Genomic DNA, 20,957 nt, shown 5'->3' on the forward strand with positions numbered 1-20,957 from the left:
GACTCATGGTGGACTCACCGTGGACTCACCTATATTTAAGACCAATATATCAGCAACCAAAAACCAAAAATAACCTTATGAAAATTCTTACTTGCAGCTTTCTTTTTAGCCTTTTCCTGTTCAATTTAAAACCAGCCATGGCACAAAATACTCCGGTAAGCACGTCAGCAAAACTCAACCACATTGCCGTATATGTGAGTGATTTAAAGAAAAGCGCTGCTTTTTACAAACAGCTGCTGAACCTTCCAGAAATTGAAGAGCCTTTTAAAGATGGTAAGCATGTGTGGTTTTCTTTAGGTGCTGCGGGTCAGCTGCACCTGATTCAGGGTGCCCGGCAAAAAACAGTGCACGATAAAAATGAACACCTCTGTTTCAGTGTAGCTTCAATTGATACTTTCATTGGGCTGCTTAACCAGCGGCAGGTCAATTACAGCAACTGGCCCGGTACGGCAAAAGAGCCCACCCTCAGGGTAGATGGTATAAAGCAGATCTATTTCCAGGATCCTGATGGGCATTGGCTGGAGATTAACGATGATCAATAGAGTTTTAGGTAGTTAGAAGTGGGGAAGCGTGATTTTTTTTAAATTTTGTGTAACCTTTTTGCTATTGAAAACATCTTAATAACAGAAAACAACAAAAGTAAAAATCACCCGATCATTCACGTATTTCAAAAAATGCGCTATTAAGCATTTGTGGAATAACTATGCCCTAAAAAAATGAAAACAATTAAAATTTTCTTCATAGCAATGAGCTTTATGCTCTGGGTAACACAAAATGTGCAGGCACAGACCAGCACTGTAACAGGGGAGATTTCCGGTAAAGTGCTGGATGAAACCAAAAAAGCTTTTCCCTATGCCACTATCGGTTTATTGAAAGCTAAAGATTCTACTACCGTAAAGGGAACGTTGACCCAAGATAATGGGGATTACGAGTTTAAGGATATCCTGGAGGGTAGCTACCTCATTTCAGTCAATGTAGTAGGCTATAAAAAGGTTGTAAAAGGGCCTTTTACTATTAATGGAGCAAGCAAGGTTCATGCTGTTCCTGCGGTTCAACTCAGCCAGGATTCTAAAGAATTAAAAGGGGTGGAAATTGTGAAGCAAAAGCCACTGGTGGAAAGGCAGATCGATAAAACAGTGTTGAACATTGAAAACAGTACACTGGCTGCAGGTAATACGGCACTGGATATCTTAGAGAAATCTCCGGGGGTAACTGTAGACCGCGATGGCAAAATTAGTTTACGTGGTAAGCAAGGGGTAACGATTATGATCGATGGCAAACCTACTTATTTATCGGCAGAGCAGCTGGCGAATTTATTACGCTCTACCGAAGGTACGGCCATCCAGTCGATAGAGCTGATCACCAACCCTTCGTCAAAATACGATGCTGCCGGCAACTCAGGCATCATCAATATCAAGCTTAAGAAAAACCGCAACTTCGGCACCAACGGCTCTGTTTTTGCCGGTACCGGTTATGGCGAGTTCTATAAAGCCAACGGTGGTTTTACCTTGAACCATCGTGCCCAAAAGATCAATGTCTTTGGAAACTTTGATTATGGCCGTAACAAACGTTTCAACGATCTGGACATCGTTAGGGTCAACCAGACCGCGGCAAACCCTACCTATTTTAACCAGACCAGTCATAACATCAGGAACAGGAATAACAGCAATTACAAAGCCGGGATAGACTATTTCATCAGCGATAACCATACCATAGGTATTGCGGCAAACGGCTATAACAGTAATGGCGACAGTGAGGCCGCGGTGTTGACACTCATTGGCAGCAAGCCCTCTGTTACAGACTCTTCAGTAAGGGCCAGTAATCCCAGCGGTTATAAATACACAGGTAATAGTTTTAACCTCAATTATAAAGGAACCCTAGATACTGCCGGACAGGAAATTTCGGCCGATGTGGATTTCTCCCAATATAATGGTGATGAAGATAATAACTTCGACAACGTCTACCTAAATAGCAATGGTCAGCCTTCTAAACCGGCCTATCTGTTTAGAAATGCTACCCCTTCCGTGGTTAAAATATGGTCGGGAAAGGTAGATTATACCTATCCCCTGGGTAAGGAAATGAAGTTTGAAACTGGGGTAAAATCAAGTTTCGTGACTACCGATAATAATTATGAATTTTCGACCTTCAATATCCTCAACAACCTTTGGGAAAACGATGCCACCCGCAGTAACCAGTTTGTTTATGATGAAAATATCAATGCGGCTTATGTAAATCTAAACAGAAAATTCAAGACTACCTCTGTGCAATTAGGGTTAAGAGCTGAACAAACGAATTCTAAGGGGAACTCTATTACGGAGCAGAAAATTGTAAACCGTCATTATTTTAACCTGTTCCCCAGTGTCTTTGTTAACCAGGAGCTTTCTAAAAACCACGATATGGGTATTTCCTATAGCCGAAGGATCGACCGCCCTAATTATGGGTCTTTAAATCCCTTTATTTCTTACGTGGACCTTTATTCCTATCAATATGGTAATCCATTTTTACAGCCACAATACACCAATGCTTTTGAGCTTTCTTATTCTTACAAGAAGACCATTAACGCCACCCTGGGTTACAGCCATACCAGCGATGTAATTACCGAGGTATTGTTGTCTGATACGGCTAAAAAGACCATTTTTATCTCAGAACAAAACCTGGCCAAACAAGATTCCTATAATTTAAATGTAAGCTCGCCCTTAAAAATTACCAAATGGTGGAGCAGCAATAACAACCTCACTGTTTATTATAACCGCTTTAAAACGCCAAACCTTGCTGGTGCACCTTATGAAAGCGGTCGACTAGCCTTTAACTTGAATACCAACCAAACCATTACCTTAAACCCGACCACTAATTTTGAATGGTCTGGTTATTACCAATCAAAACAGGTTTATGGCACTTTATTAATCAGTGAGCAATACAGCATTGACATGGGCCTGAGTAAAAACTTTATGGATAAAAAGCTGAACCTAAAGCTGGCTGTGAATGATGTTTTTAACCTCAGGGATCAAAAGATTACGAGTGCTTTGCCATCACAAAATTACGTGGTGAGTCAGAAATGGGAGAGCCAGGTGTTCAGAATGACCGTTACCTATCGTTTTGGTAGCAATGAAATCAAAGGTGCACGTGATCGTCGTTCCAGTGCTGAAGAAGAAGCAAAAAGGGTGAAGAGTGGTGGGTAATATTACCCAGTTCCTATTTTGTTAAAACTTTGTTTAGCAGTGTTTTGTTGTCTACATTCACTATAGCAATGACCTTCTTTAAATGATGATGACATGAGGGACATGATATTTATACATGGGATGTTTCAAAACGCCAAAAGCTGGGAAAACTGGATTGCTTATTTCGAAGACCGGGATTACCACTGTATAGCCCCTTCATGGCCTTTACATGAGGGTGATCCTGGGTATTTAAAAGAAAATCCACCGGAAGGTTTAGGGGAGCTGGGACTTGAGGATGTGCTCGACAAAATAGAAACCCTGGTGAATGACTATGAACAGCCCATTGTAATTGGCCATGCGGTGGGTGGGCTTATTGCACAACTGCTGCTCCATAAGGGGCTTGCCAAAATTGCTGTAGCCATCAATTCAGTAGCACCTAATGGCATGCTGGATTTTGACTTTAACTTTATGAAATATGTAAGTCAGATCATTAACCCCCTGAAGGGCAATGAGCCTGTGTTTCTCGAAGCGCGGACCTTCCACCAGGCTTTTGCCAATACCTTAACTGAAGAAGACGCGACAGAGGCTTACCTTAAATATGCTACGCACGACAGTCGCAATGTATTGCGCGACTGCATGGGCAAGGCCGGAAGAATTGAAACGCACTATGGGCATGGCCCTTTATTGTTAATTGCCAGTGAGAAAGACCATATCATTCCAGCGGCGCTGGTAGAAAAGAACTTCAAAGCTTATAAAGATAAAGAAAGTATTGTGGCCATGAAGGAATTTTCAAACCGAAGTCATTACATTTGTGGAGAGCCGGATTGGGAAGAAGTAGCAGATTACATTTATTACTGGTTGGAAGACCACGAAGAATTGTGATGATGATGCTATTACCCGGCAACATTTATGGAAACAAAAAAGAAGGAAAAAAAGGCAAGTATCTTCAACTTATTGAAGCCCTATAAAAGGTTAATCTTTCTATTGATCTTTCTGGCCCTATTGAGCAATGGCATCAATTTAATCTTGCCCAAAATTGTTTCCAAGGGCATAGATGCTTATACAAATGGTGTCTTTGAAATTAAACCTATTTTACTGCAGTTTTCTATTGCCATCATACTGGTATTTATCTTTACCTATCTGCAGAGTATTGTGCAAACCTATGCCTCAGAAAAGGTGGCTAAAGATTTAAGGGCTACGCTCTCCGCACAGATTTCCAGGCAAAGCCATGCTTATATTGAAAAAGCAAACCCTTCTAAATTATTGACCAACCTTACCGCGGATGTTGATTCTATTAAACTCTTTGTTTCGCAAGCTATCGTTTCTATTTCGTCATCTATATTTTTAATTTTCGGCACCAGTATTTTATTGCTGATGATCAACTGGAAGCTCGCTTTATTGATCATTGCCATCATCCCTATTATCGGTATCACCTTTTATATGGTGCTGCGGAAAGTAAAAGTACTCTTTAAAAAGAGCAGAGAGGCTATCGACTGGTTAAATAAAGTGATCAATGAGAGTGTTTTAGGCTCCTCGATCATCAGGGTCATCAATTCGCAACAGCTGGAATACGACAAGTTTATTGCTGCCAATACACAAGCCAGGGATTTAGGTTTATCTATTTTACGCCTTTTTGCCGGCTTGATTCCCGTAATTACTTTTGTGTCTAACATGGCGGGTTTATCCATTTTAGCCTTAGGCGGTCATTTTGTAATCCAGGGCACCATGACCCTGGGTGAGTTTGCGGCATTCAACAGCTACCTCTCCATCCTGATTTTCCCTATTCTTGTTATTGGCTTTATGAGTAACGTTATTGCACAAGCATCAGCCTCTTACCAAAGGATAGAGAATGTACTTTATACCGCAGAAGAGCCTGAAAATGGTGAGATTGATACTGTATTAAGGGGTGACATTGAAATGCAGGGGGTGTCGTTGTCTTACGGACAAAAACCGGCCCTGAAAAACATATCTTTTGCTTTAAAGGCAGGCTCTAAAACGGCCATCATAGGGCCTACGGCGGCAGGAAAAACACAGCTTTTATATTTGCTGACGGGATTAATTCCTCCGGCAGCGGGCAAGGTTTTGTTTGATGGGCATGCCATCAGCGACTTTAACCAGGAGGCTTTCCATAGCCAGGTGGGCTTTGTTTTTCAGGACAGCATTATCTTTAACCTCAGCATTCGCGAGAATATTGCTTTCAGTGATACCGTAACGGATGAATCTTTGAAAAAAGCCATAGAGACCGCCGAGCTGCATGATTTTGTGGAGGCACTGCCAGAGAAATTGAATACTATTGTTTCTGAGCGTGGCTCCAGTTTAAGTGGTGGTCAAAAACAAAGAATTATGCTGGCCAGGGCGCTGGCACTCAACCCTAAAGTGCTCTTGCTGGATGACTTTACCGCCAGGGTAGATACCAAGACCGAACAGCGGATCCTTGAAAATGTACAACGCAATTACCCGGGTTTAACCCTGCTTTCTGTCACGCAGAAAATTGCATCAGTAACGCATTATGAAAAAGTAATTTTGCTCATGCAGGGCGAAATTATTGCTGCGGGAACACATGAGGAGCTGATGAAAAATAGCCCTGAATACGTTCAAATCTATACTTCACAACAGAGTACGAGCAATTATGAATTACAATCTTAACCAGCACACAGGGAAAGAAGAAAAGAAGTCGACCTTAAAGGCGCTTAAAAAACTTCTGCAACTGATCAGTTCTGAACGCAATAATCTGCTCAAAGCGCTAGTGACCATCCTGATCAACTCAGGTTTGTTATTACTGAGTCCCTTTTTAATTGGTTATACCATAGATGCTTATGTGCGCACGGGCGACTATAAGGGGGTATTGCTGTTTTCGGGCATCTTACTGGTGATGTATTTAATTACCCTGGTAACGGGCTATTTGCAAACCAAGTTAATGGGGGGTGTGGGGCAGCGCATGTTGTTTACTTTACGCAACGCCATTTTTACCAAGCTGCAGGAACTGCCGGTGAACTTTTTTAACCAGAATAAAGCGGGTGACTTGATTTCAAGGGTAAATAATGATACGGATAAGTTAAACCAGTTTTTTTCGCAGGCTTTAATGCAGTTTATTGGCAGCATTGTAACCATGGTTGGCGCAGGTGTATTTCTGTTGTCGATTAATTTAAAACTGGGTGCGGCAACACTTTCACCGGCAGTCATTATTTTACTGTTTACGGCGGCTTTATCACCATGGGTAAAAAGAAAAAATGCGCTTAATTTAAGCAGTACGGGCAGCCTGAGTGCCGAAATTCAAGAAAGCCTTTCAAATTTTAAAGTGATCATAGCCTTTAACCGCAGGGATTACTTCCGTAAAAAGTTTGATGAGGTCAATAACCACAACTATAAAACTGCTATTGCTGCAGGTATTGCCAATAATATATTCACCCCTTTTTATGGGTTATTTTCCAGCTTTGCGCAATTAATTGTACTCCTTTATGGCATATACCTGATTTCGCAAGGGCAGTTTAGCATAGGTTTACTAGTCAGTTACCTTTCTTATGCAACCAACTTTTACAACCCATTGCGGCAGCTGGCGGCTCTATGGGCCAATTTCCAGGTGGCCATGGCTGGCTGGGACAGGATTTCGCAGATCCTTTCCCTGGAGAGTGACCTTAGAGATGTGAAGGCGGAGGCCCCGGAAAAGAATGACGCCCTGTTGGAATTTAGAAATGTTCATTTCGGCTATACGCCAGAGAAGGAGATTCTGCACCATATTAACTTTAAGCTTGAAAAGGGGAAAACCTATGCTTTAATTGGGCCTACAGGTGGTGGTAAAACCACTACAGCCTCCTTAATTGCCCGTTTGTATGATCCTTCAAAAGGTACGGTGCTTTTAGAAGGCAGAGATATCCGTTCTTTTAGTGCTGCGGAGCGGACGGCTAAAATAGGCTTTATCTTACAGGAGCCTTTCTTGTTTACCGGAACGGTGATGGATAATATTTTATATGGCAATCCGCTGTATAAGGATTTCTCTAAGGATCAGTTAGAGGTGGTGATCAAGGAAGCCGAACTGGGCGATCTGCTGGCTATTTTTGATGAAGGTTTGGATACGCCAGTGGCTTCCAACGCTGACAGCATCAGCCTTGGTCAGAAGCAACTTATTGCTTTTATGCGTGCTGTGTTACGCAAGCCTGACCTTCTTATTCTGGATGAGGCTACGGCAAATATTGACACCATTACCGAGCAGCTGCTGAGCCAGATTTTAAATAAGCTGCCCAAGGAAACTACATTGGTGATTATTGCACATCGCCTGAATACTATTGAAAATGCAGATGAGATTTTCTTCGTCAACTCTGGCGAAGTGATTAAAGCAGGCACGCTGAGCGCAGCAATGAGCATGCTTTTAGAGGATAAGAGAACAAGTTAATGATTAAAAAAGGTACATTAAAATATTATATAGCAGGTGTTGTTGCTTTTGTGGTATGGGGCGCTTTTGCGATACCACTGAAATTATTGAAAGCTTATTCTTCCATGCAGATCCTTCAATACAGGGTTTTTACTGCCCTGTTGATCATCGCTGCTTTTCTGTTAATTGCTGGCAGAGCTAAGATGAAGGCGGATGTTGCCGTTTTTAAAAGTGCTTCCCGACCAGAAAAGCTAAAACTCAGTGGCTTGATTTTACTATCGTCAATCCTGCTGATGAGCAACTGGTTCACCTATATTTATGCGGTTAACCATGTAAGTTTAACCTCTGCGGCCTTTGCCTATATGGTTTGTCCGCTGATTACAGCTTTCGGTGGTTTCTTTATTTTAAAGGAGCACCTTACACCATTGAAGCTGGTAGCTTTAGGTATTGCCCTGGTCAGCATTCTGCTTTTAGCCACAGGATCTATCATTGAAGTGCTTTGGTCGGTAGGGATTGCTTCGGTTTACGCTTTCTACCTGATCATACAGCGCTTTATTAAAAATATTGACAAACTTAACATGCTAGCCATCAACCTGGTGATTGCGGCTGTGTTGATGCTGCCTTATTTTGTGATGGATGGCATGGCTTTTCCCACAGAACCGGTGTTTTGGCTGGTCATTTTGATCATTGCCCTGCTTTTCACTTTAGTTCCTTTGTTTTTAAATCTGTATGCTTTGATAGAGTTGCCCTCTTCCACCTTGGGCATCATCATGTATGTCAATCCTATTATTGCCTTCCTGATTGCCTTCCTTTATTTCGACGAGCCTTTTTACCTTAACCAATTGCTGGCTTATGGTTTACTGGTTGTTGCCGTAATAATTTTTAACTGGGAAGTGATCAGCAGCCTGCTACCTTCAAAACGGAGGGTGGAGGAAATTAAATAAGCACATTGTGCTGTATAGGGATAATTTCATTTATATTTAAGCAATGCAAATAGCAAATTAAATTTAAATTCCTATGAAAACTGCCTTTTTTAGTACACAGTCTTACGATAAATATTACTTCGACCAGGTAAATGTTAACTATCAAAATGAGTTGGTTTATTTTGAGGCTTCCTTAAATGCACAGACGGCTGTTTTGGCAGAAGGCTGTGATGCGGTATGCATATTTGTAAACGATAAAGCAGATGCAGCGACGCTGGAGAAACTGGCTGAAATAGGCATCCGCAATATTGTATTGCGCTGTGCAGGCTTTAACCAGGTAGACCTCCTTACAGCCAAGGCATTAAACTTTAAGGTGCTGCGTGTGCCGGCTTACTCACCTGAGGCGGTTGCTGAACATGCTGTGGCTCTGATTCTTACTTTAAACAGAAAAACACATAAAGCTTATAACAGGGTTCGCGAAGGGAACTTCTCCTTAGACCGTTTAACAGGATTTAACCTGCATGGTAAAACCGTGGGGGTGATTGGATTGGGAAAGATAGGCTTGGCCTTCGCCAGGATTATGCATGGCTTTGGCTGTAAAACGATTGCCTATGATCCTTTTGAGCTGGATGTGCCTGCCTATATTCAATTGGTGAGCAATGAAGAATTGTTTAAAAACAGTGACGTGATCTCTATTCATTGTCCTTTAAATGAAAGTACACAGCACCTCATCAATGAAAATAGTCTTCAGGAGATGAAAGATGGGGTAATGCTGATCAATACCAGTCGTGGTGCAGTGATCCATACCGCTGCTGCTATAGAAGCACTGAAAACAGGCAAACTAGGCTACCTGGGTATTGATGTGTATGAGCAGGAAGAGAAACTGTTTTTCCGTGACTTATCAGAAAGTGTGATTCCTGACGAGCAGATCTTACGCCTGATGAGTTTTCCTAATGTGCTGATTACGGCACACCAGGCATTTTTAACGCTGGAAGCACTGACAGAAATTGCAGACACCACCTTAAAAAACCTGCAGCAGATTGAAAAAGGGCAAGCTTCGTTAAACAGTGTGCTTAAATAGCCTGTTTCTTTTTCAATAGCGTTTTATAAATCAAGAGGTTCATCAGCACCATGGCCATTCCATAGAAGATATCTTCAAAGGGGATGGTCAGGATGCGGAAGCCAAAGATCTCTTCTTCGTTATACCATACCACAGGGTTATCTAAGCCCGTACCGGTGAGCACGCCATTCACAATTAAAAAGGGTAACAAAAGAATGCCGTAGATGAGGTAAAAGCGGCCCAACCACTGCACTTTCAAAATGTACTTAGCTATAAACAGCAATATTGCCGGGCTTAGAAAAGCGAATAGGGTATAGGTTTGATGGTCATAAATGATGGCTACAACAATAAAGGCGATAATAAAAAGGAGCGTTAAAACCGACTCCCCTCGTAAACTCCAGCTTTTCTTCAAAAATAAATCAATGCAATGATAGGTATAAACGCAGGCATAGGGAATACAAAAAAAGAAAAGGATTTCCTCTATAGGCAAATGACCAATAAATAGCCCAATTACGTATTTTTTGTTGAAGCCCCAAACCCCTAAGCTGGTAAAGTAGTTATCCCACAGCACAAAAAACAGCCCTGTGATGATCACTGCCAGAAAGAAAGCCTGCCATGTTTTATAAAACTTAAGCTTGGGGTGGAAGGAAAAGATGAAAGGAACAATAATGGTGAAGAAATTGACTAAGAGGTAGGTGTATTTCATGATTTGAAATACTTTAAAGGCACCCAGAGCATGCCGAAACATTCACCATGTTCTTTGTTTACATGTTTATGGTGCATTTTATGTGCCCGGCGCAAGGCTTTAAAATAACGGTTATCTGTTTTTCGCAGCCACTTAAAACGCTGGTGGATAAAGATGTCGTGCACAAAAAAGTAAGCGGCCCCATAAGCAGTAATGCCCAGGCCTATGTATAAAGCAAGGTCTACTTGGTATAAGGTACCCATGGCGAGGCAGATGATGCCTGGAATAGCAAATATTAAAAAGAAAAAATCATTGCGTTCAAAAAAACCGGGATGGTCTTTTTTGTGGTGATCCTCATGGAGGAACCAGAAAAGACCATGCATAAGGTATTTATGTGTCAACCAGGCTACAGCTTCCATCGCTAAAAAGGATGTAAGGAATACAAGCAGTTTAATTATCCAGGAATCCATATGTTTTGTGTTTAAATTCTACCATTTTTGGAAAACAAATATTTAACCAGGCACTGTAATTAGTGGGAGACTGCTGCAGTTCAACTGCAAGGGACTCCAGGTTAATGTATTTAAAGGAGGCCACTTCATCCGCATTTGGCACTGGCATCAAGTCTGTAAGGCCGAAAAAAACATGGTCAAACTCATGTTCAATGAGTTCATTGCTGAAAGATGCCTGGTAAGTGAAATGGAAACCATAAGTTAAGAGACAATTAAGGCCCATTTCTTCTTCTAACCGGCGGTGTGCGGCATCAAGGGTCTTTTCACCAGGTCTGGGGTGACTACAGCAGCTGTTAGTCCACAAGCCTGGCGAATGGTATTTATTCAAGGCACGTTGTTGTAACAGCAGTTCGCCCTTGGTATTAAAGATGAACACAGAAAAGGCACGGTGAAGAGAGCCAGAATAATGGGCTTTCATTTTCTCCATCACACCTATTTGCTGATCATCCTGATCAACAAGAATTACTTGCTCTTCCATTGTTTTAATTTAGTCACTTCTTGCGGTGTGCATAGTTTTGCAGCCAGCAAATTATCGATGACGCGGTTTTTTAAATCCTGGTCTTTTAAACCCTGAATACCATTCATTAAGATCTTTTTATCTGTTTCGATATCTTTAGAATAGCCTAATACTGCAGGAACATTGGTCTGTACAGCGAAGCGCAAATAGCGGAGTTCAAAATTAGCGGCATCCTTGCTGATGGCTTCTTCTACCATTGCCCTGCCTTTTTTAAATTTATTCCAACGACCCATAGGATTAAACATATGTTTGGCTTCAACCATTATGGACACGCCTGTATAGCCTTTAATCACCGGAATGGTGCTTTCGTAATGCGACAAGGTCTCCTGTAATTGCTGTGTTGCTGCTTTGCTTTCAGCAGCCTGTACCAACAAGTTACGTATTTTAATCAGGGCCTTTTGGTCGATTGGATTAAGGCTTAACGGCAGTAAAAATGTCAGAAAAATAAGAATAGATTTCATAAGTAAATTGTTAGGTTAACGATATTTTCATACCACAGTACTTAAAGTACATTTATTTTATACCTGATGATAGAATCAAACATTAAACCAATTTTATGTCCGTTAGAAATTCTGATTCTTCTATCCATGATTTGGTGGGCTGAGGCTCGTTTAATTTTATTAAATAATTCTTTATAATAGATGTAAGACAAATATACGCCGCTTTTTGATGATAAAGGAAGTTGTTTAATGCCAATGAGGGCCAGTTTAAACTCCTCCTCAATTTCACTTTCAATTTGATTTTTCTGAACATCAGAGAAATCGGCAAGGTCTACCTCTGGGAAATAGTTTCTATTGAGGTTTTGATAATCTGCTTTCACGTCCCTGAGGAAGTTTACTTTTTGAAAAGTTGACCCAAGTTTCATGGCAAAGGGTTTTAAACGTTCGTATTCAGCTTTATCACCAGCAGTAAAGACACTCAAACACATCAAACCTACTACTTCTGCGGAGCCTAAAATATAGCTTTCATACTTTTCCTTGCTGTATACGGCAGGCTCCAGATCCATTTCCATGCTGCGTAGAAAAAGATGAATAAGTTCATGGTCTATGGCATAGTCTTTAACTGCTTTTTGGAAAGAATTCAATACCGGATTTAAGCTGATGCCATGTGCTATAGCTTCAAAACAATCGTTTTTAAACTTCTCCAACAAATACTTTTTATCATAGTCATGAAAACTGTCCACAATTTCATCAGCAAAACGCACAAAGCCATAAATAGCGTATATAGGACCACGTATTTTTTTGCTCAGGAAATAGATACCAAGGGAAAAGCTGGTGCTGTATCTTTTGGTGGTTATTTTGCTGCATTCTGCAGAAAGCTGATCAAATATTTCTTTCATAAATAGTAGATTGAAGGTGTTTAACGACTTCTTTTGCAGCCACCTTTCCTGAAATGAGCGATGGTGGAACACCAGGCCCAGGAACGGTAAGCTGTCCGGCATAAAAAAGGTTTTTTACTTTCTTATTTCTTATGGATGGTTTTAAATTGGCCGTCTGTAAAAGGGTATTTGCCAATCCGTAGGCATTCCCTTTAAAAGAATGGTAATCTGCAATAAAGTCTTTGACAGAATAGCCTTGCTTAAAATCAATGCTGGCGCGAATATTTTGACCGCAATGCTGTTCCAATCTATCCATGACCAGGTTAAAGTATTTCACCCTGATGGCTTCGCCATCGGCTAAACCGGGTGCAATAGGAATCAGCACAAATAAGTTTTCATGTCCTGGGGGCGCTACGGCAGGATCTGTCTTCGAGGGGCAGCAAACATAAAACAACGGTTTGCTAGGCCATTGAGGGTCTTTGTAAATTTCCTGCGCATGTTGTTTCAGGTCTTCATCAAAGAAGAGGTTATGGTGGTCCAGACGATTGACCTTTGCAGAAGTGCCTAAATAAAAAATAAGACAGGAGGGGGCCATTACCCTGCTTTCCCAATAAGAGGCTTTGTAATTCCGATAAGGCTCTTCCAGCAACTGCTGCTCAACATGATGGTAATCGCCAGAGGCCACCACCGCATGGAATGCTTTCCGCTGCTTGCTGGTGGTGATGTCTTTAACAAGGTTATTTTCTATATTGATCTGCAGTACAGGTTCATCAAGGTTGAATTTAACACCCAGGCGTTCACATACTGTTTTCATGGATTCGATCACCTGTCCGAAACCACCGGAAGGATACCAGGTGCCCAACTTTAACCCCGCATAATTCATTAAACTGTAGAGGGCAGGGGTATCTTCAGGTGTGGCACCCAAAAAAAGTACAGGGAATTCCATTAAGGCAATGAGCCGTGGATGGGAAAAAAACTTCCTGACATGCTTGCTGAAGGAGGTGAATACCTGGAGTTTAAAAACACCCTTCATCAAATCAAGGTCCACAAATTCTAATAAGGACAGGCCAGGTTTGTGAACGAGTTTTTCCATGCCTACTTTGTATTTATAGGCTGCTTCTTCCATAAAAGCATGTAATTTTATGGCACTGCCAGGTTCAATACTTTCAAATAAAGCCGACAGCTCCACGTAGTCATCTGGAATAGGCATCACCTTGTCTTCCTCAAAAACTACCGTAAATGCAGGATCAAGACGGGTTAAATTATAGAAGTCGCTGGTTTTAAAGCCAAAATCACTAAAAAACTGTTCAAATATTTCAGGCATCCAATACCAGCTGGGCCCCATGTCGAATATATAGCCCTGTTTTTCTAGTGTCCGTGCTCTGCCACCTACTTGTTCGTTCTTTTCAAATACTTCAACCTGGTAGCCACTTTTGGCTAAATAGGCTGCAGTACTCAAGCCCGCAAATCCGGCACCTATAATGGCAATACTTAAGTTTTCTGTCGTGTCGATCATGAGGTTGATTGATAGGCGTGGATGAAATTTTCTAAGGATTCTATGTCTTTAAACCAGTTGACTGTTTTGGGCAATGCTAAATCACCTATTAATTTAGGGTTTCCAGAAAGAAGAATCTCTGTATCCGGAAAGTATTTTGTTAATTCTTTAATATAATGTTGAGCTTCGGACGGTAGACGTGAATGAACCATAAAGAATAAAAGGTGGTCAACACGGTTATCTTGCATAGCCTCTATTAATGAGGACATTGGTAAATAACTCCCTAAATATATTACTTTTTCTCCATTATTTTTTAACACATATTTAGCATATAATAAACCAATATCATGGCCTTCATCTTCAGGAAGAAATAACAGCCAGGTCTTAGCGGTTGCCATAGGCATAGGCAGTACGTTAATAGCAGCAAAAAGTTTCTGCCGTATTAAATTCGACATGAAGTGTTCCTGTGCAGGGCAAATGCTTGTCTTTTGCCATAGTAAACCCAACCTGACCAATAAAGGGTAAATGATGTTCTGATAGGTAAGGTCTACACCAAAGCTTTCCATGCAGGTAGACAACAGGGAATCTACCTTTTCATCATTGTAAGCCAAGCCAAAGACAAGGAGTTGTGAAATAAAAGGTTCAAATTTTAGATGCTCTGCACTGTTGGCATCCATCTCTTTTTGAATAAAAGCGTTCATCTGCTCTGTAGAAAGTGCACAGATTTGCGCTATCCGCATGCCTGATTCCTTAAGACTTACAATATTGAGTAATCTTTTTAATTGGTTGTCTTCATAATGCCTGGTGTTTCCCGCCGAACGTAATGGTTTTAGTGCATCATAGCGCTGTTCCCATATTCTGATGGTATGCGCTTGTACGCCTGATAATTTCTCAAGATCGGAAATGGAATAATGCATTTGTTTAAATTTATTACTGTAAATCTAAACAAAGGTAAACATAAAATGTTTTCAAATGCAGATTAGATTTTATGTTCCACCGGTCATCAACATCACAGTGAGGTAAAGGGTAACCAGATGCTCCGGATACGTTATTTGGCTTCTACTCTAGAATTAATGCTGACATGGAAGACAAGGGTAAAGGCTTGTTTTTGTTGAAGACACACCTGGCAGCTATAGATGGGAGAATAGAAGTAGAAAGTGATTGGAAAAGTTACCCGATTTACCATTTCTCTCTCTTTTATAGCGAATGTTCCTAACTTTGTCATTTAACAACACACATACATTATGAAAAAAACAGTTTATCTGTTATTGCTGGTGATGACATTTTCATTCGCCGGTTCAGTAAAAGCAGATGAGGGAATGTGGATTCCCATGCTGATAGGTAAAAACTATGAGCAGATGAAAAAGCAGGGCTTTAAGCTCACAGCAAAAGATCTATACAATGCAAATGGTTCCAGTATGAAAGATGCTATCGTTCATTTTGGTGGCTTTTGTACTGGTGAAATTGTATCTGATAAAGGTTTGATTTTTACCAATCACCATTGTGGTTATGATGCTATCGCCTCTAACTCAACCGCACAAAACAACATCCTTGATAATGGCTTCTATGCGAAGAATTATGGTGAGGAGAAGCCAATTGATGGTTTGTTTGTTCGCTTTCTTCAAAAGATGGAAGATGTAACGGCCAAAGTTGACCAAGCTACAAAAGGATTAAAAGGGGAGGCTAAAGAAGCGAAAATGAAAGAAGTATTTGCAACCATTGCAAATGCGGCCATTACTGGTCCTACCATTGAAGCTAATGTAAAGGATTTTTATAAATCCAACCAATTCATTCTTTTCGTTTATGAACGTTTTGATGATGTGCGTTTAGTAGGTGCTCCACCACAAAATATTGGAAAATATGGTGGCGATACGGATAACTGGGAATGGCCACGTCAAACAGGAGATTTTTCTGTGTTCAGGGTATATGCCGGTAAAGGTAATCAACCTGCAAAATACAATGTGAGCAACACACCTTATACACCAAAGAAATTCTTACCTGTATCTATCAAGGGCGTTAAAAATGGTGATTTCTCTATCGTTTATGGTTACCCTGGTCGTACAGACAGGTATTTAACATCTTATGGTGTAGATCTGGCGACGGAAAAAGTAAATCCTACAACTGTTAAATTACGTGATATCCGATTGAAATCATGGAAAGAAGAAATGAACAAAAGCGTTGATACACGTTTAAAGTTATCTTCTAAATATGCCAACATCGCCAATTACTGGAAATACTATATCGGTCAGACGGAACAATTGAAAAGATTGAAAGTTGCTGAAACCAAAAGACAAGAAGAAAAAGCTTTTACAGAATGGGCAGCAGAGAAAACTGAGTTTGCTGGTTTAATGGAGCAATATGACCAGATCTATAAAACTTTAGAGCCTATAGCTATCCAAAGAACCTATATTAATGAAGGTTTTCTAGCTTCGGCTTGGGTGCCTAATGCCATAAGCCTTGGTAATGCATTAATGGCTAAAGAGCAGAAGAAAACTGATGCTGCCTATGTACAACAATTACAGCAAAAGATGGATGCTGCCGTTGATACTTATGCATCTACTTATACAGCAGCTGCTGATCAAAAGATTTTCGCAAAGATTCTTGCTGCTTTTTACCATGATGTTCCGGTAAAATCTCAGCCTAAATTTTTTGCTGAAATTGCAGAGAAATACTGGGCAGGAAATGCAGAGGCTACTTTTGAGAAATTTGCTGCTTATTTATGGCAGAACAGTAACTTCATTGATCCTGTAAAAATGAAGGCATTTTTAGCTTCCAATCCTTCAATGGATGCTGTTAAAAAAGATCCGGGTTATCAATATGCCATTAACCTGAACCCTGCGGATTATGTGAAAAACAACTTCGGTACAGTAGTGGCAGATTTTGAAACCAAAAAAGCCGAGCTTGATCATTTATACCTGAAAGCAATTTTGGAGAAAAATAAAGGTAAGTTGATGTATCCCGATGCCAATTCTACCATGCGCCTCTCTTATGGTAATGTTCAGGATTATTCGCCTAAGGACGGTATTACGTACAATACAACAACTACAATTGATGGGGTGATGCAGAAATATGTTCCTGGCGACAGCGAATTTGATTTACCTGCTAACTTAATTGAGAACTACAATAAAAAGAACTTCGGTCAATACGGTAATGACGGTACTTTAACCGTTGGTTTTATTACTAACAATGACATTACAGGTGGTAACTCAGGTTCGCCAGTAATTAATGGAAATGGTGAACTGATTGGTTTAGCATTTGATGGTAACTGGGAAGCGATGAGTGGTGATATTGCTTTTGACAAAAAGTTCAAACGCACCATCTGCGTAGATATTCGTTATGTACTTTGGTGCATCGATGTGCTTGGTGGTGGTAAAAACATCATTGATGAACTAGACATCAGAGGTGCTAAAAAGTAACCATTACAATTGCATGTAAACTAAAAAAGGGCTGGTCATTCTACAATGATTAGCCCTTTTTTTTATAGCCATTAGGCTTTAGTAATTACTTAGTTCTGTACGCTATCTTTTGCTGCCTGTTCTTTTACTTTGGCTTCTTCTTTAGCTCTCTTTTTAAAGAACCCTCTCAAGAGGAAGTTACTTTGCAGTGCTTCTAAATCTTCATCTAATTTCTTACTGCTTGTTTCCAGGTTAGATACAATTGATTTTACCTGTCCTGCTGTTGCAGGATCATTCAATAACAAACCAACAGCATTGTCTTTTTGGTTCAACTTTGCTGAAGCCGCATTTAAGTTCTCAGTCATTACAGCAGCAGCTTTTGCTGATTTCTGTAATTCGTTAACAGACCTTTGCAATTGTGCAAATACAGCTGTATCCGTGAGGAATTTATCTGCCAATCCACCTTTGGTATTCAGCTTGTTGGCAAATTGATCCAGTTCTCTTGACATCTTACTGGCATTAACGGTAGTGGATTTCAAATTATCAACAATCAGTTTAAAATTGGTTGCAATCTGCTCATCGGTCAATAAAGCACCTGCAGCACCTTTGCCATCAACAAGACTTTTAGACAAAGTTTTGAAGTCATTGGTAATGTCTACCAGGTTTTTATTGTTCACCTGGAAGGTCTTCATAATTTCATCTGTAGAAAGGGTAGTGCTCACGGTTAGTTTATCACCATCTTCAATAAAAGGCAGCTTAGTGCTTCCACCGGTAATGACAATAATTTTATTCCCAATCAGTCCATCAGAGCTGATACTCGCCGTAGCATCCTTATGAATGTATTTATGCGCCTCTTCATCAATGGTTACAGTCACCTGCACCTGTGAGGTGCCATAAAACTGGATCTTTTTAATGGTTCCAATTTTAACTCCGGAAAACCAAACGTTATTACCGGTTTTAAGACCCTGAATATCATCAAAGACCACACTCAGGCTAATACTTTTGGTAAACGTTTTTCTTTGACCACCCAGGGTAAACACCCCCAGCACAAAGATCACTAAACCTATTAATATGAATAAGCCAACAGTAATTTGCCGGCGGTTATCTGATACTTGCATATATTATTGTATAAAATTATAATCATAAAAAGATTTTACTCTTTCGTCATTCGTGTTAAAAACGTCATCAAAGGTGCCTACATGAGGAAAACGGCCATCTAATAGCATGGCAACACGGTTGCCTACCATTTTTGCACATGTTAAATCATGGGTAATGATGATGGAACTGGTATGGAAACGTTCCTGCACTTCATTAATCAGGCTGTTGATTTCAAGGCAGGTAATAGGATCAAGACCTGCAGTAGGCTCATCATATAGCATAATGGCTGGATTTAAGATCAGCGTTCTGGCAATACCAATCCTTTTTCTTTGCCCGCCGGAAAGCTCTGATGGCATCTGGTTGATGGTATTTAACAGGCCTACGGCATCTAAAACAGTTTCTACAGATTTATTAACTTCACCTTTAGTTAAGGACCTGCGGTTACGCACCAAAGGAAATTCGAGATTGCCTCTAACGGTCATACTATCATAAAGGGCACTGTTTTGAAAGGAGAATCCTACTTTGAGGCGCAGTTCCAAAAGCTGTTTATAGCTGATTTCGTCAACAATGTTACCCAGTACATTGACCATGCCACTATCTGGAGACAGCAAGCCAATGATGATCTTAATCAGCACAGACTTCCCTGTACCTGATTTCCCCAGTACCACCAGGTTTTCTCCTTTATATAGGTCAAGGTCTACACCCTTCAATACATTGAAAGTACCAAAGGATTTATCTAAACCTTTAATTTCAATAACCTTATCCAGCTGTAAATTGGTAAATGGTTTTTGTTGCATAGCGTTAAGACCTGAATAAACTAAAAAACTGGACAGAGATGACTTCTTCAATAAAGATCAGGAACATGGCGGTAACTACAGCGGCATTCGCTGCCTTACCCACACCTTCGGTTCCTTTAGAAGAATTGTATCCTTTATAACAACCTACAATACCAATGGTAAAGCCAAAAAGGATGGCTTTAACGGTGGAGGCGGTGAAATCTAGAAAAGTAATGGACTCTAAAGAAGACTGGAAGAAAGCCTTGGCACTGGTATCTTCAAACATAGCCACATTTAAAAGAGCACCAAGCATACCTATCATCGCCGTATAAAAGGTTAATATAGGAATGGTAATGGTTGCAGCGAGCACCCTGGTGGTGACTAAAAATTTAAAAGGGTTTGTTGCAGAGACCTCCATGGCATCTATTTGCTCGGTTACGCGCATGGAGCCTAATTCGGCACCAATGCTGGAGCCCACCTTACCGGCAGCAATTAAGCCTGTTAACAAGGGGGCAAGGGTACGCAACAGCGCGATGCCCACCAATGAAGGAAGCCACGAGGTGGCACCAAACTCAGCAAGGGAAGGTCTGGACTGTTTAGTAAAAACGATACCGGTAATAAAACCCGTTGTAGAAATTAATAAAGCAGAGCGGTAGCCAATATCATAGCACTGTCGCCATAATTCTTTGAATTCGTAGGGAGGAAAAAATCCTTCTTTGAAAAAAAGGGCAATAAATTGATAAACATCGTACAAGGTTAGAAACACCTGGGCAAATCTGCCTGGTGGTTTTACTTCTTCGATTAAAGCGGGTGTTTTTTCTTTGCTCTCCATCTAGAGAATTAGTGTTGTGTTATTTTAAGGTTTGTAGATTTAAACAAAACCTGCGCCAAAGTTAATAATAGCTAGCGGCTTGCCATGATATTATTTATATAATTGCTCATCATATTCGTTTACCATTCTGGCAGCGTCAAACTCAGGTACTACTTCACGGGCGGCGGTTTTTACAATTTGCAGCCACTGCTCAGGTTTTGTATAATACATGGGTATGATGCTGAACGCTAACTTATCGAGTAAATTTGCTGCTTCCTGTTTATCTTTTGCTGTTTCTTCAAGATGATCTGCGGCAGGCGCAATGACAAAGCAGTTTTCCATGTCTCGGGCAAATTCAGGAACCCAGCCATCAGGCAAAGAAAAGTTGATGCTGCCGTTAATTGCGGCGGTCATGCCACTGGTGCCGGAAGCTTCTCTGTACATACGTGGGTTGTTGAGCCATACATCAGCACCTTTTTTCAATAATGCCGACAAGCCCAGTTCGTAGCCTGTTAACACGGCGCAGTTCTTTAGCGCTTTGGTTTTCCTGATGATCTCGTTAAACATCTCAATGGCACCAAAATCTTCAGGGTAGGGCTTTCCTGCCCAAATAATTTGGATAGGGAAGTCGAGGTCGTTAACGATGTTTAAAAACCTTTCCCAGTCCTGCATTATCAGGTCTGCACGTTTATAAGCAGCAAAACGCCTTGCCCAAACAATGGTGAGTACTTCAGGGTCGAAGAGCTTTCCACATTGGTCGGCGACGGTTTTAAACAGCTGCGCTTTCATTTCCTTTTTCCGCAGGCTGATGGCGCTGTCATTGTCTGCGCTAATGGCAGTTTC

Annotated in this window: 19 protein-coding genes; 8 read left to right on the top strand and 11 right to left on the bottom strand. The window is 40.8% G+C overall.

Features of this window, described 5'->3' with window-relative positions; genetic code table 11:
* Positions 1-137 precede the first annotated feature (137 nt).
* The 7 genes from ACR2F7_RS02475 to ACR2F7_RS02505 all read left to right on the top strand — a co-directional run bounded on the left by ACR2F7_RS02475 (position 138) and on the right by ACR2F7_RS02505 (position 9,531).
* Complete coding sequence (locus tag ACR2F7_RS02475; RefSeq protein WP_432712031.1) at positions 138-542, top strand: VOC family protein; 405 nt, start codon at positions 138-140, stop codon at positions 540-542.
* A 174-nt stretch (positions 543-716) separates the two neighbouring features.
* Positions 717-3,179, top strand: a complete 2,463-nt coding sequence (locus ACR2F7_RS02480; protein WP_432712032.1) for a TonB-dependent receptor domain-containing protein — start codon at positions 717-719, stop codon at positions 3,177-3,179.
* A gap of 93 nt (positions 3,180-3,272) precedes the next feature.
* Positions 3,273-4,040, top strand: a complete 768-nt coding sequence (locus ACR2F7_RS02485) for an alpha/beta hydrolase (RefSeq protein WP_432712033.1) — start codon at positions 3,273-3,275, stop codon at positions 4,038-4,040.
* A gap of 27 nt (positions 4,041-4,067) precedes the next feature.
* Complete coding sequence (locus ACR2F7_RS02490; RefSeq protein WP_432712034.1) at positions 4,068-5,804, top strand: ABC transporter ATP-binding protein; 1,737 nt, start codon at positions 4,068-4,070, stop codon at positions 5,802-5,804.
* Positions 5,788-7,548 (top strand): ABC transporter ATP-binding protein, encoded by a 1,761-nt coding sequence (locus ACR2F7_RS02495; protein WP_432712035.1) that lies wholly within the window; start codon positions 5,788-5,790, stop codon positions 7,546-7,548. Before ACR2F7_RS02490 ends, ACR2F7_RS02495 begins: the two co-directional genes overlap by 17 nt.
* Entirely contained in the window at positions 7,548-8,471 is a 924-nt protein-coding gene (locus tag ACR2F7_RS02500) for an EamA family transporter (RefSeq protein WP_432712036.1), read from the top strand. Before ACR2F7_RS02495 ends, ACR2F7_RS02500 begins: the two co-directional genes overlap by 1 nt.
* Before the next feature lie 73 nt (positions 8,472-8,544).
* Positions 8,545-9,531, top strand: a complete 987-nt coding sequence (locus ACR2F7_RS02505; RefSeq protein ID WP_432712037.1) for a 2-hydroxyacid dehydrogenase — start codon at positions 8,545-8,547, stop codon at positions 9,529-9,531.
* On the opposite strand, the gene ACR2F7_RS02510 is transcribed toward ACR2F7_RS02505, so the two are convergent.
* Genes ACR2F7_RS02510 through ACR2F7_RS02540 form a run of 7 tightly spaced genes read right to left on the bottom strand, consistent with a single transcriptional unit; the run spans position 9,524 to position 14,951 of the window.
* Entirely contained in the window at positions 9,524-10,216 is a 693-nt protein-coding gene (locus ACR2F7_RS02510; RefSeq protein WP_432712038.1) for a lycopene cyclase domain-containing protein, read from the bottom strand. The two genes, ACR2F7_RS02505 and ACR2F7_RS02510, sit on opposite strands and share 8 nt — an antisense overlap.
* Positions 10,213-10,665 (bottom strand): sterol desaturase family protein, encoded by a 453-nt coding sequence (locus tag ACR2F7_RS02515; protein WP_432712039.1) that lies wholly within the window; start codon positions 10,663-10,665, stop codon positions 10,213-10,215. The genes ACR2F7_RS02510 and ACR2F7_RS02515 overlap by 4 nt, the downstream gene beginning before the upstream one ends.
* A complete protein-coding gene (idi, locus tag ACR2F7_RS02520; RefSeq protein WP_432712040.1) occupies positions 10,646-11,182 on the bottom strand; it encodes an isopentenyl-diphosphate Delta-isomerase in 537 nt (178 codons plus the stop codon). Before idi ends, ACR2F7_RS02515 begins: the two co-directional genes overlap by 20 nt.
* A complete protein-coding gene (locus ACR2F7_RS02525; protein WP_432712041.1) occupies positions 11,167-11,682 on the bottom strand; it encodes a hypothetical protein in 516 nt (171 codons plus the stop codon). The genes idi and ACR2F7_RS02525 overlap by 16 nt, the downstream gene beginning before the upstream one ends.
* 41 nt (positions 11,683-11,723) lie before the next feature.
* Positions 11,724-12,560, bottom strand: coding sequence for a phytoene/squalene synthase family protein (locus ACR2F7_RS02530; RefSeq protein WP_432712042.1), 837 nt, complete (start codon positions 12,558-12,560; stop codon positions 11,724-11,726).
* Positions 12,544-14,055: a phytoene desaturase family protein gene (locus ACR2F7_RS02535; RefSeq protein WP_432712043.1), complete on the bottom strand. Its 1,512-nt coding sequence runs from the start codon at positions 14,053-14,055 to the stop codon at positions 12,544-12,546. Before ACR2F7_RS02535 ends, ACR2F7_RS02530 begins: the two co-directional genes overlap by 17 nt.
* Positions 14,052-14,951, bottom strand: a complete 900-nt coding sequence (locus tag ACR2F7_RS02540; RefSeq protein ID WP_432712044.1) for a MerR family transcriptional regulator — start codon at positions 14,949-14,951, stop codon at positions 14,052-14,054. Before ACR2F7_RS02540 ends, ACR2F7_RS02535 begins: the two co-directional genes overlap by 4 nt.
* 327 nt (positions 14,952-15,278) lie before the next feature.
* Here ACR2F7_RS02540 and ACR2F7_RS02545 point away from each other — a divergent pair, with 327 nt between their 5' ends.
* Positions 15,279-17,450 carry a S46 family peptidase gene (locus tag ACR2F7_RS02545; RefSeq protein WP_432712045.1) on the top strand — a complete coding sequence of 724 codons (2,172 nt, stop codon included), beginning with the start codon at positions 15,279-15,281 and terminating at the stop codon, positions 17,448-17,450.
* An 89-nt stretch (positions 17,451-17,539) separates the two neighbouring features.
* Here the strand turns inward: ACR2F7_RS02545 and ACR2F7_RS02550 are convergent, their stop codons facing one another.
* The 4 genes from ACR2F7_RS02550 to glgP all read right to left on the bottom strand — a co-directional run.
* Positions 17,540-18,547, bottom strand: coding sequence for an MlaD family protein (locus ACR2F7_RS02550; protein ID WP_432712046.1), 1,008 nt, complete (start codon positions 18,545-18,547; stop codon positions 17,540-17,542).
* 3 nt (positions 18,548-18,550) lie between these two features.
* Positions 18,551-19,324 carry an ABC transporter ATP-binding protein gene (locus ACR2F7_RS02555; protein WP_432712047.1) on the bottom strand — a complete coding sequence of 258 codons (774 nt, stop codon included), beginning with the start codon at positions 19,322-19,324 and terminating at the stop codon, positions 18,551-18,553.
* A 4-nt stretch (positions 19,325-19,328) separates the two neighbouring features.
* Complete coding sequence (locus tag ACR2F7_RS02560) at positions 19,329-20,135, bottom strand: MlaE family ABC transporter permease (RefSeq protein ID WP_432712048.1); 807 nt, start codon at positions 20,133-20,135, stop codon at positions 19,329-19,331.
* Between the two features lie 90 nt (positions 20,136-20,225).
* On the bottom strand, positions 20,226-20,957 hold a 732-nt coding region (gene glgP / locus ACR2F7_RS02565), incomplete at its 5' end, for an alpha-glucan family phosphorylase (protein WP_432712049.1).

This window comes from Pedobacter sp. (genome assembly GCF_045628745.1).
Classification (GTDB): domain Bacteria; phylum Bacteroidota; class Bacteroidia; order Sphingobacteriales; family Sphingobacteriaceae; genus Pedobacter.

Excerpts from the sequence above, each read along its gene's own strand:
- ACR2F7_RS02475 (WP_432712031.1), top strand. The coding sequence starts at position 138 with ATGGCACAAAATACTCCGGTAAGCACGTCAGCAAAACTCAACCACATT.
- ACR2F7_RS02480 (WP_432712032.1), top strand. The coding sequence starts at position 717 with ATGAAAACAATTAAAATTTTCTTCATAGCAATGAGCTTTATGCTCTGG.
- ACR2F7_RS02485 (WP_432712033.1), top strand. The coding sequence starts at position 3,273 with ATGAGGGACATGATATTTATACATGGGATGTTTCAAAACGCCAAAAGC.
- ACR2F7_RS02490 (WP_432712034.1), top strand. The coding sequence starts at position 4,068 with ATGGAAACAAAAAAGAAGGAAAAAAAGGCAAGTATCTTCAACTTATTG.
- ACR2F7_RS02495 (WP_432712035.1), top strand. The coding sequence starts at position 5,788 with ATGAATTACAATCTTAACCAGCACACAGGGAAAGAAGAAAAGAAGTCG.
- ACR2F7_RS02500 (WP_432712036.1), top strand. The coding sequence starts at position 7,548 with ATGATTAAAAAAGGTACATTAAAATATTATATAGCAGGTGTTGTTGCT.
- ACR2F7_RS02505 (WP_432712037.1), top strand. The coding sequence starts at position 8,545 with ATGAAAACTGCCTTTTTTAGTACACAGTCTTACGATAAATATTACTTC.
- ACR2F7_RS02510 (WP_432712038.1), bottom strand. The coding sequence starts at position 10,216 with ATGAAATACACCTACCTCTTAGTCAATTTCTTCACCATTATTGTTCCT.
- ACR2F7_RS02515 (WP_432712039.1), bottom strand. The coding sequence starts at position 10,665 with ATGGATTCCTGGATAATTAAACTGCTTGTATTCCTTACATCCTTTTTA.
- idi (WP_432712040.1), bottom strand. The coding sequence starts at position 11,182 with ATGGAAGAGCAAGTAATTCTTGTTGATCAGGATGATCAGCAAATAGGT.
- ACR2F7_RS02525 (WP_432712041.1), bottom strand. The coding sequence starts at position 11,682 with ATGAAATCTATTCTTATTTTTCTGACATTTTTACTGCCGTTAAGCCTT.
- ACR2F7_RS02530 (WP_432712042.1), bottom strand. The coding sequence starts at position 12,560 with ATGAAAGAAATATTTGATCAGCTTTCTGCAGAATGCAGCAAAATAACC.
- ACR2F7_RS02535 (WP_432712043.1), bottom strand. The coding sequence starts at position 14,055 with ATGATCGACACGACAGAAAACTTAAGTATTGCCATTATAGGTGCCGGA.
- ACR2F7_RS02540 (WP_432712044.1), bottom strand. The coding sequence starts at position 14,951 with ATGCATTATTCCATTTCCGATCTTGAGAAATTATCAGGCGTACAAGCG.
- ACR2F7_RS02545 (WP_432712045.1), top strand. The coding sequence starts at position 15,279 with ATGAAAAAAACAGTTTATCTGTTATTGCTGGTGATGACATTTTCATTC.
- ACR2F7_RS02550 (WP_432712046.1), bottom strand. The coding sequence starts at position 18,547 with ATGCAAGTATCAGATAACCGCCGGCAAATTACTGTTGGCTTATTCATA.
- ACR2F7_RS02555 (WP_432712047.1), bottom strand. The coding sequence starts at position 19,324 with ATGCAACAAAAACCATTTACCAATTTACAGCTGGATAAGGTTATTGAA.
- ACR2F7_RS02560 (WP_432712048.1), bottom strand. The coding sequence starts at position 20,135 with ATGGAGAGCAAAGAAAAAACACCCGCTTTAATCGAAGAAGTAAAACCA.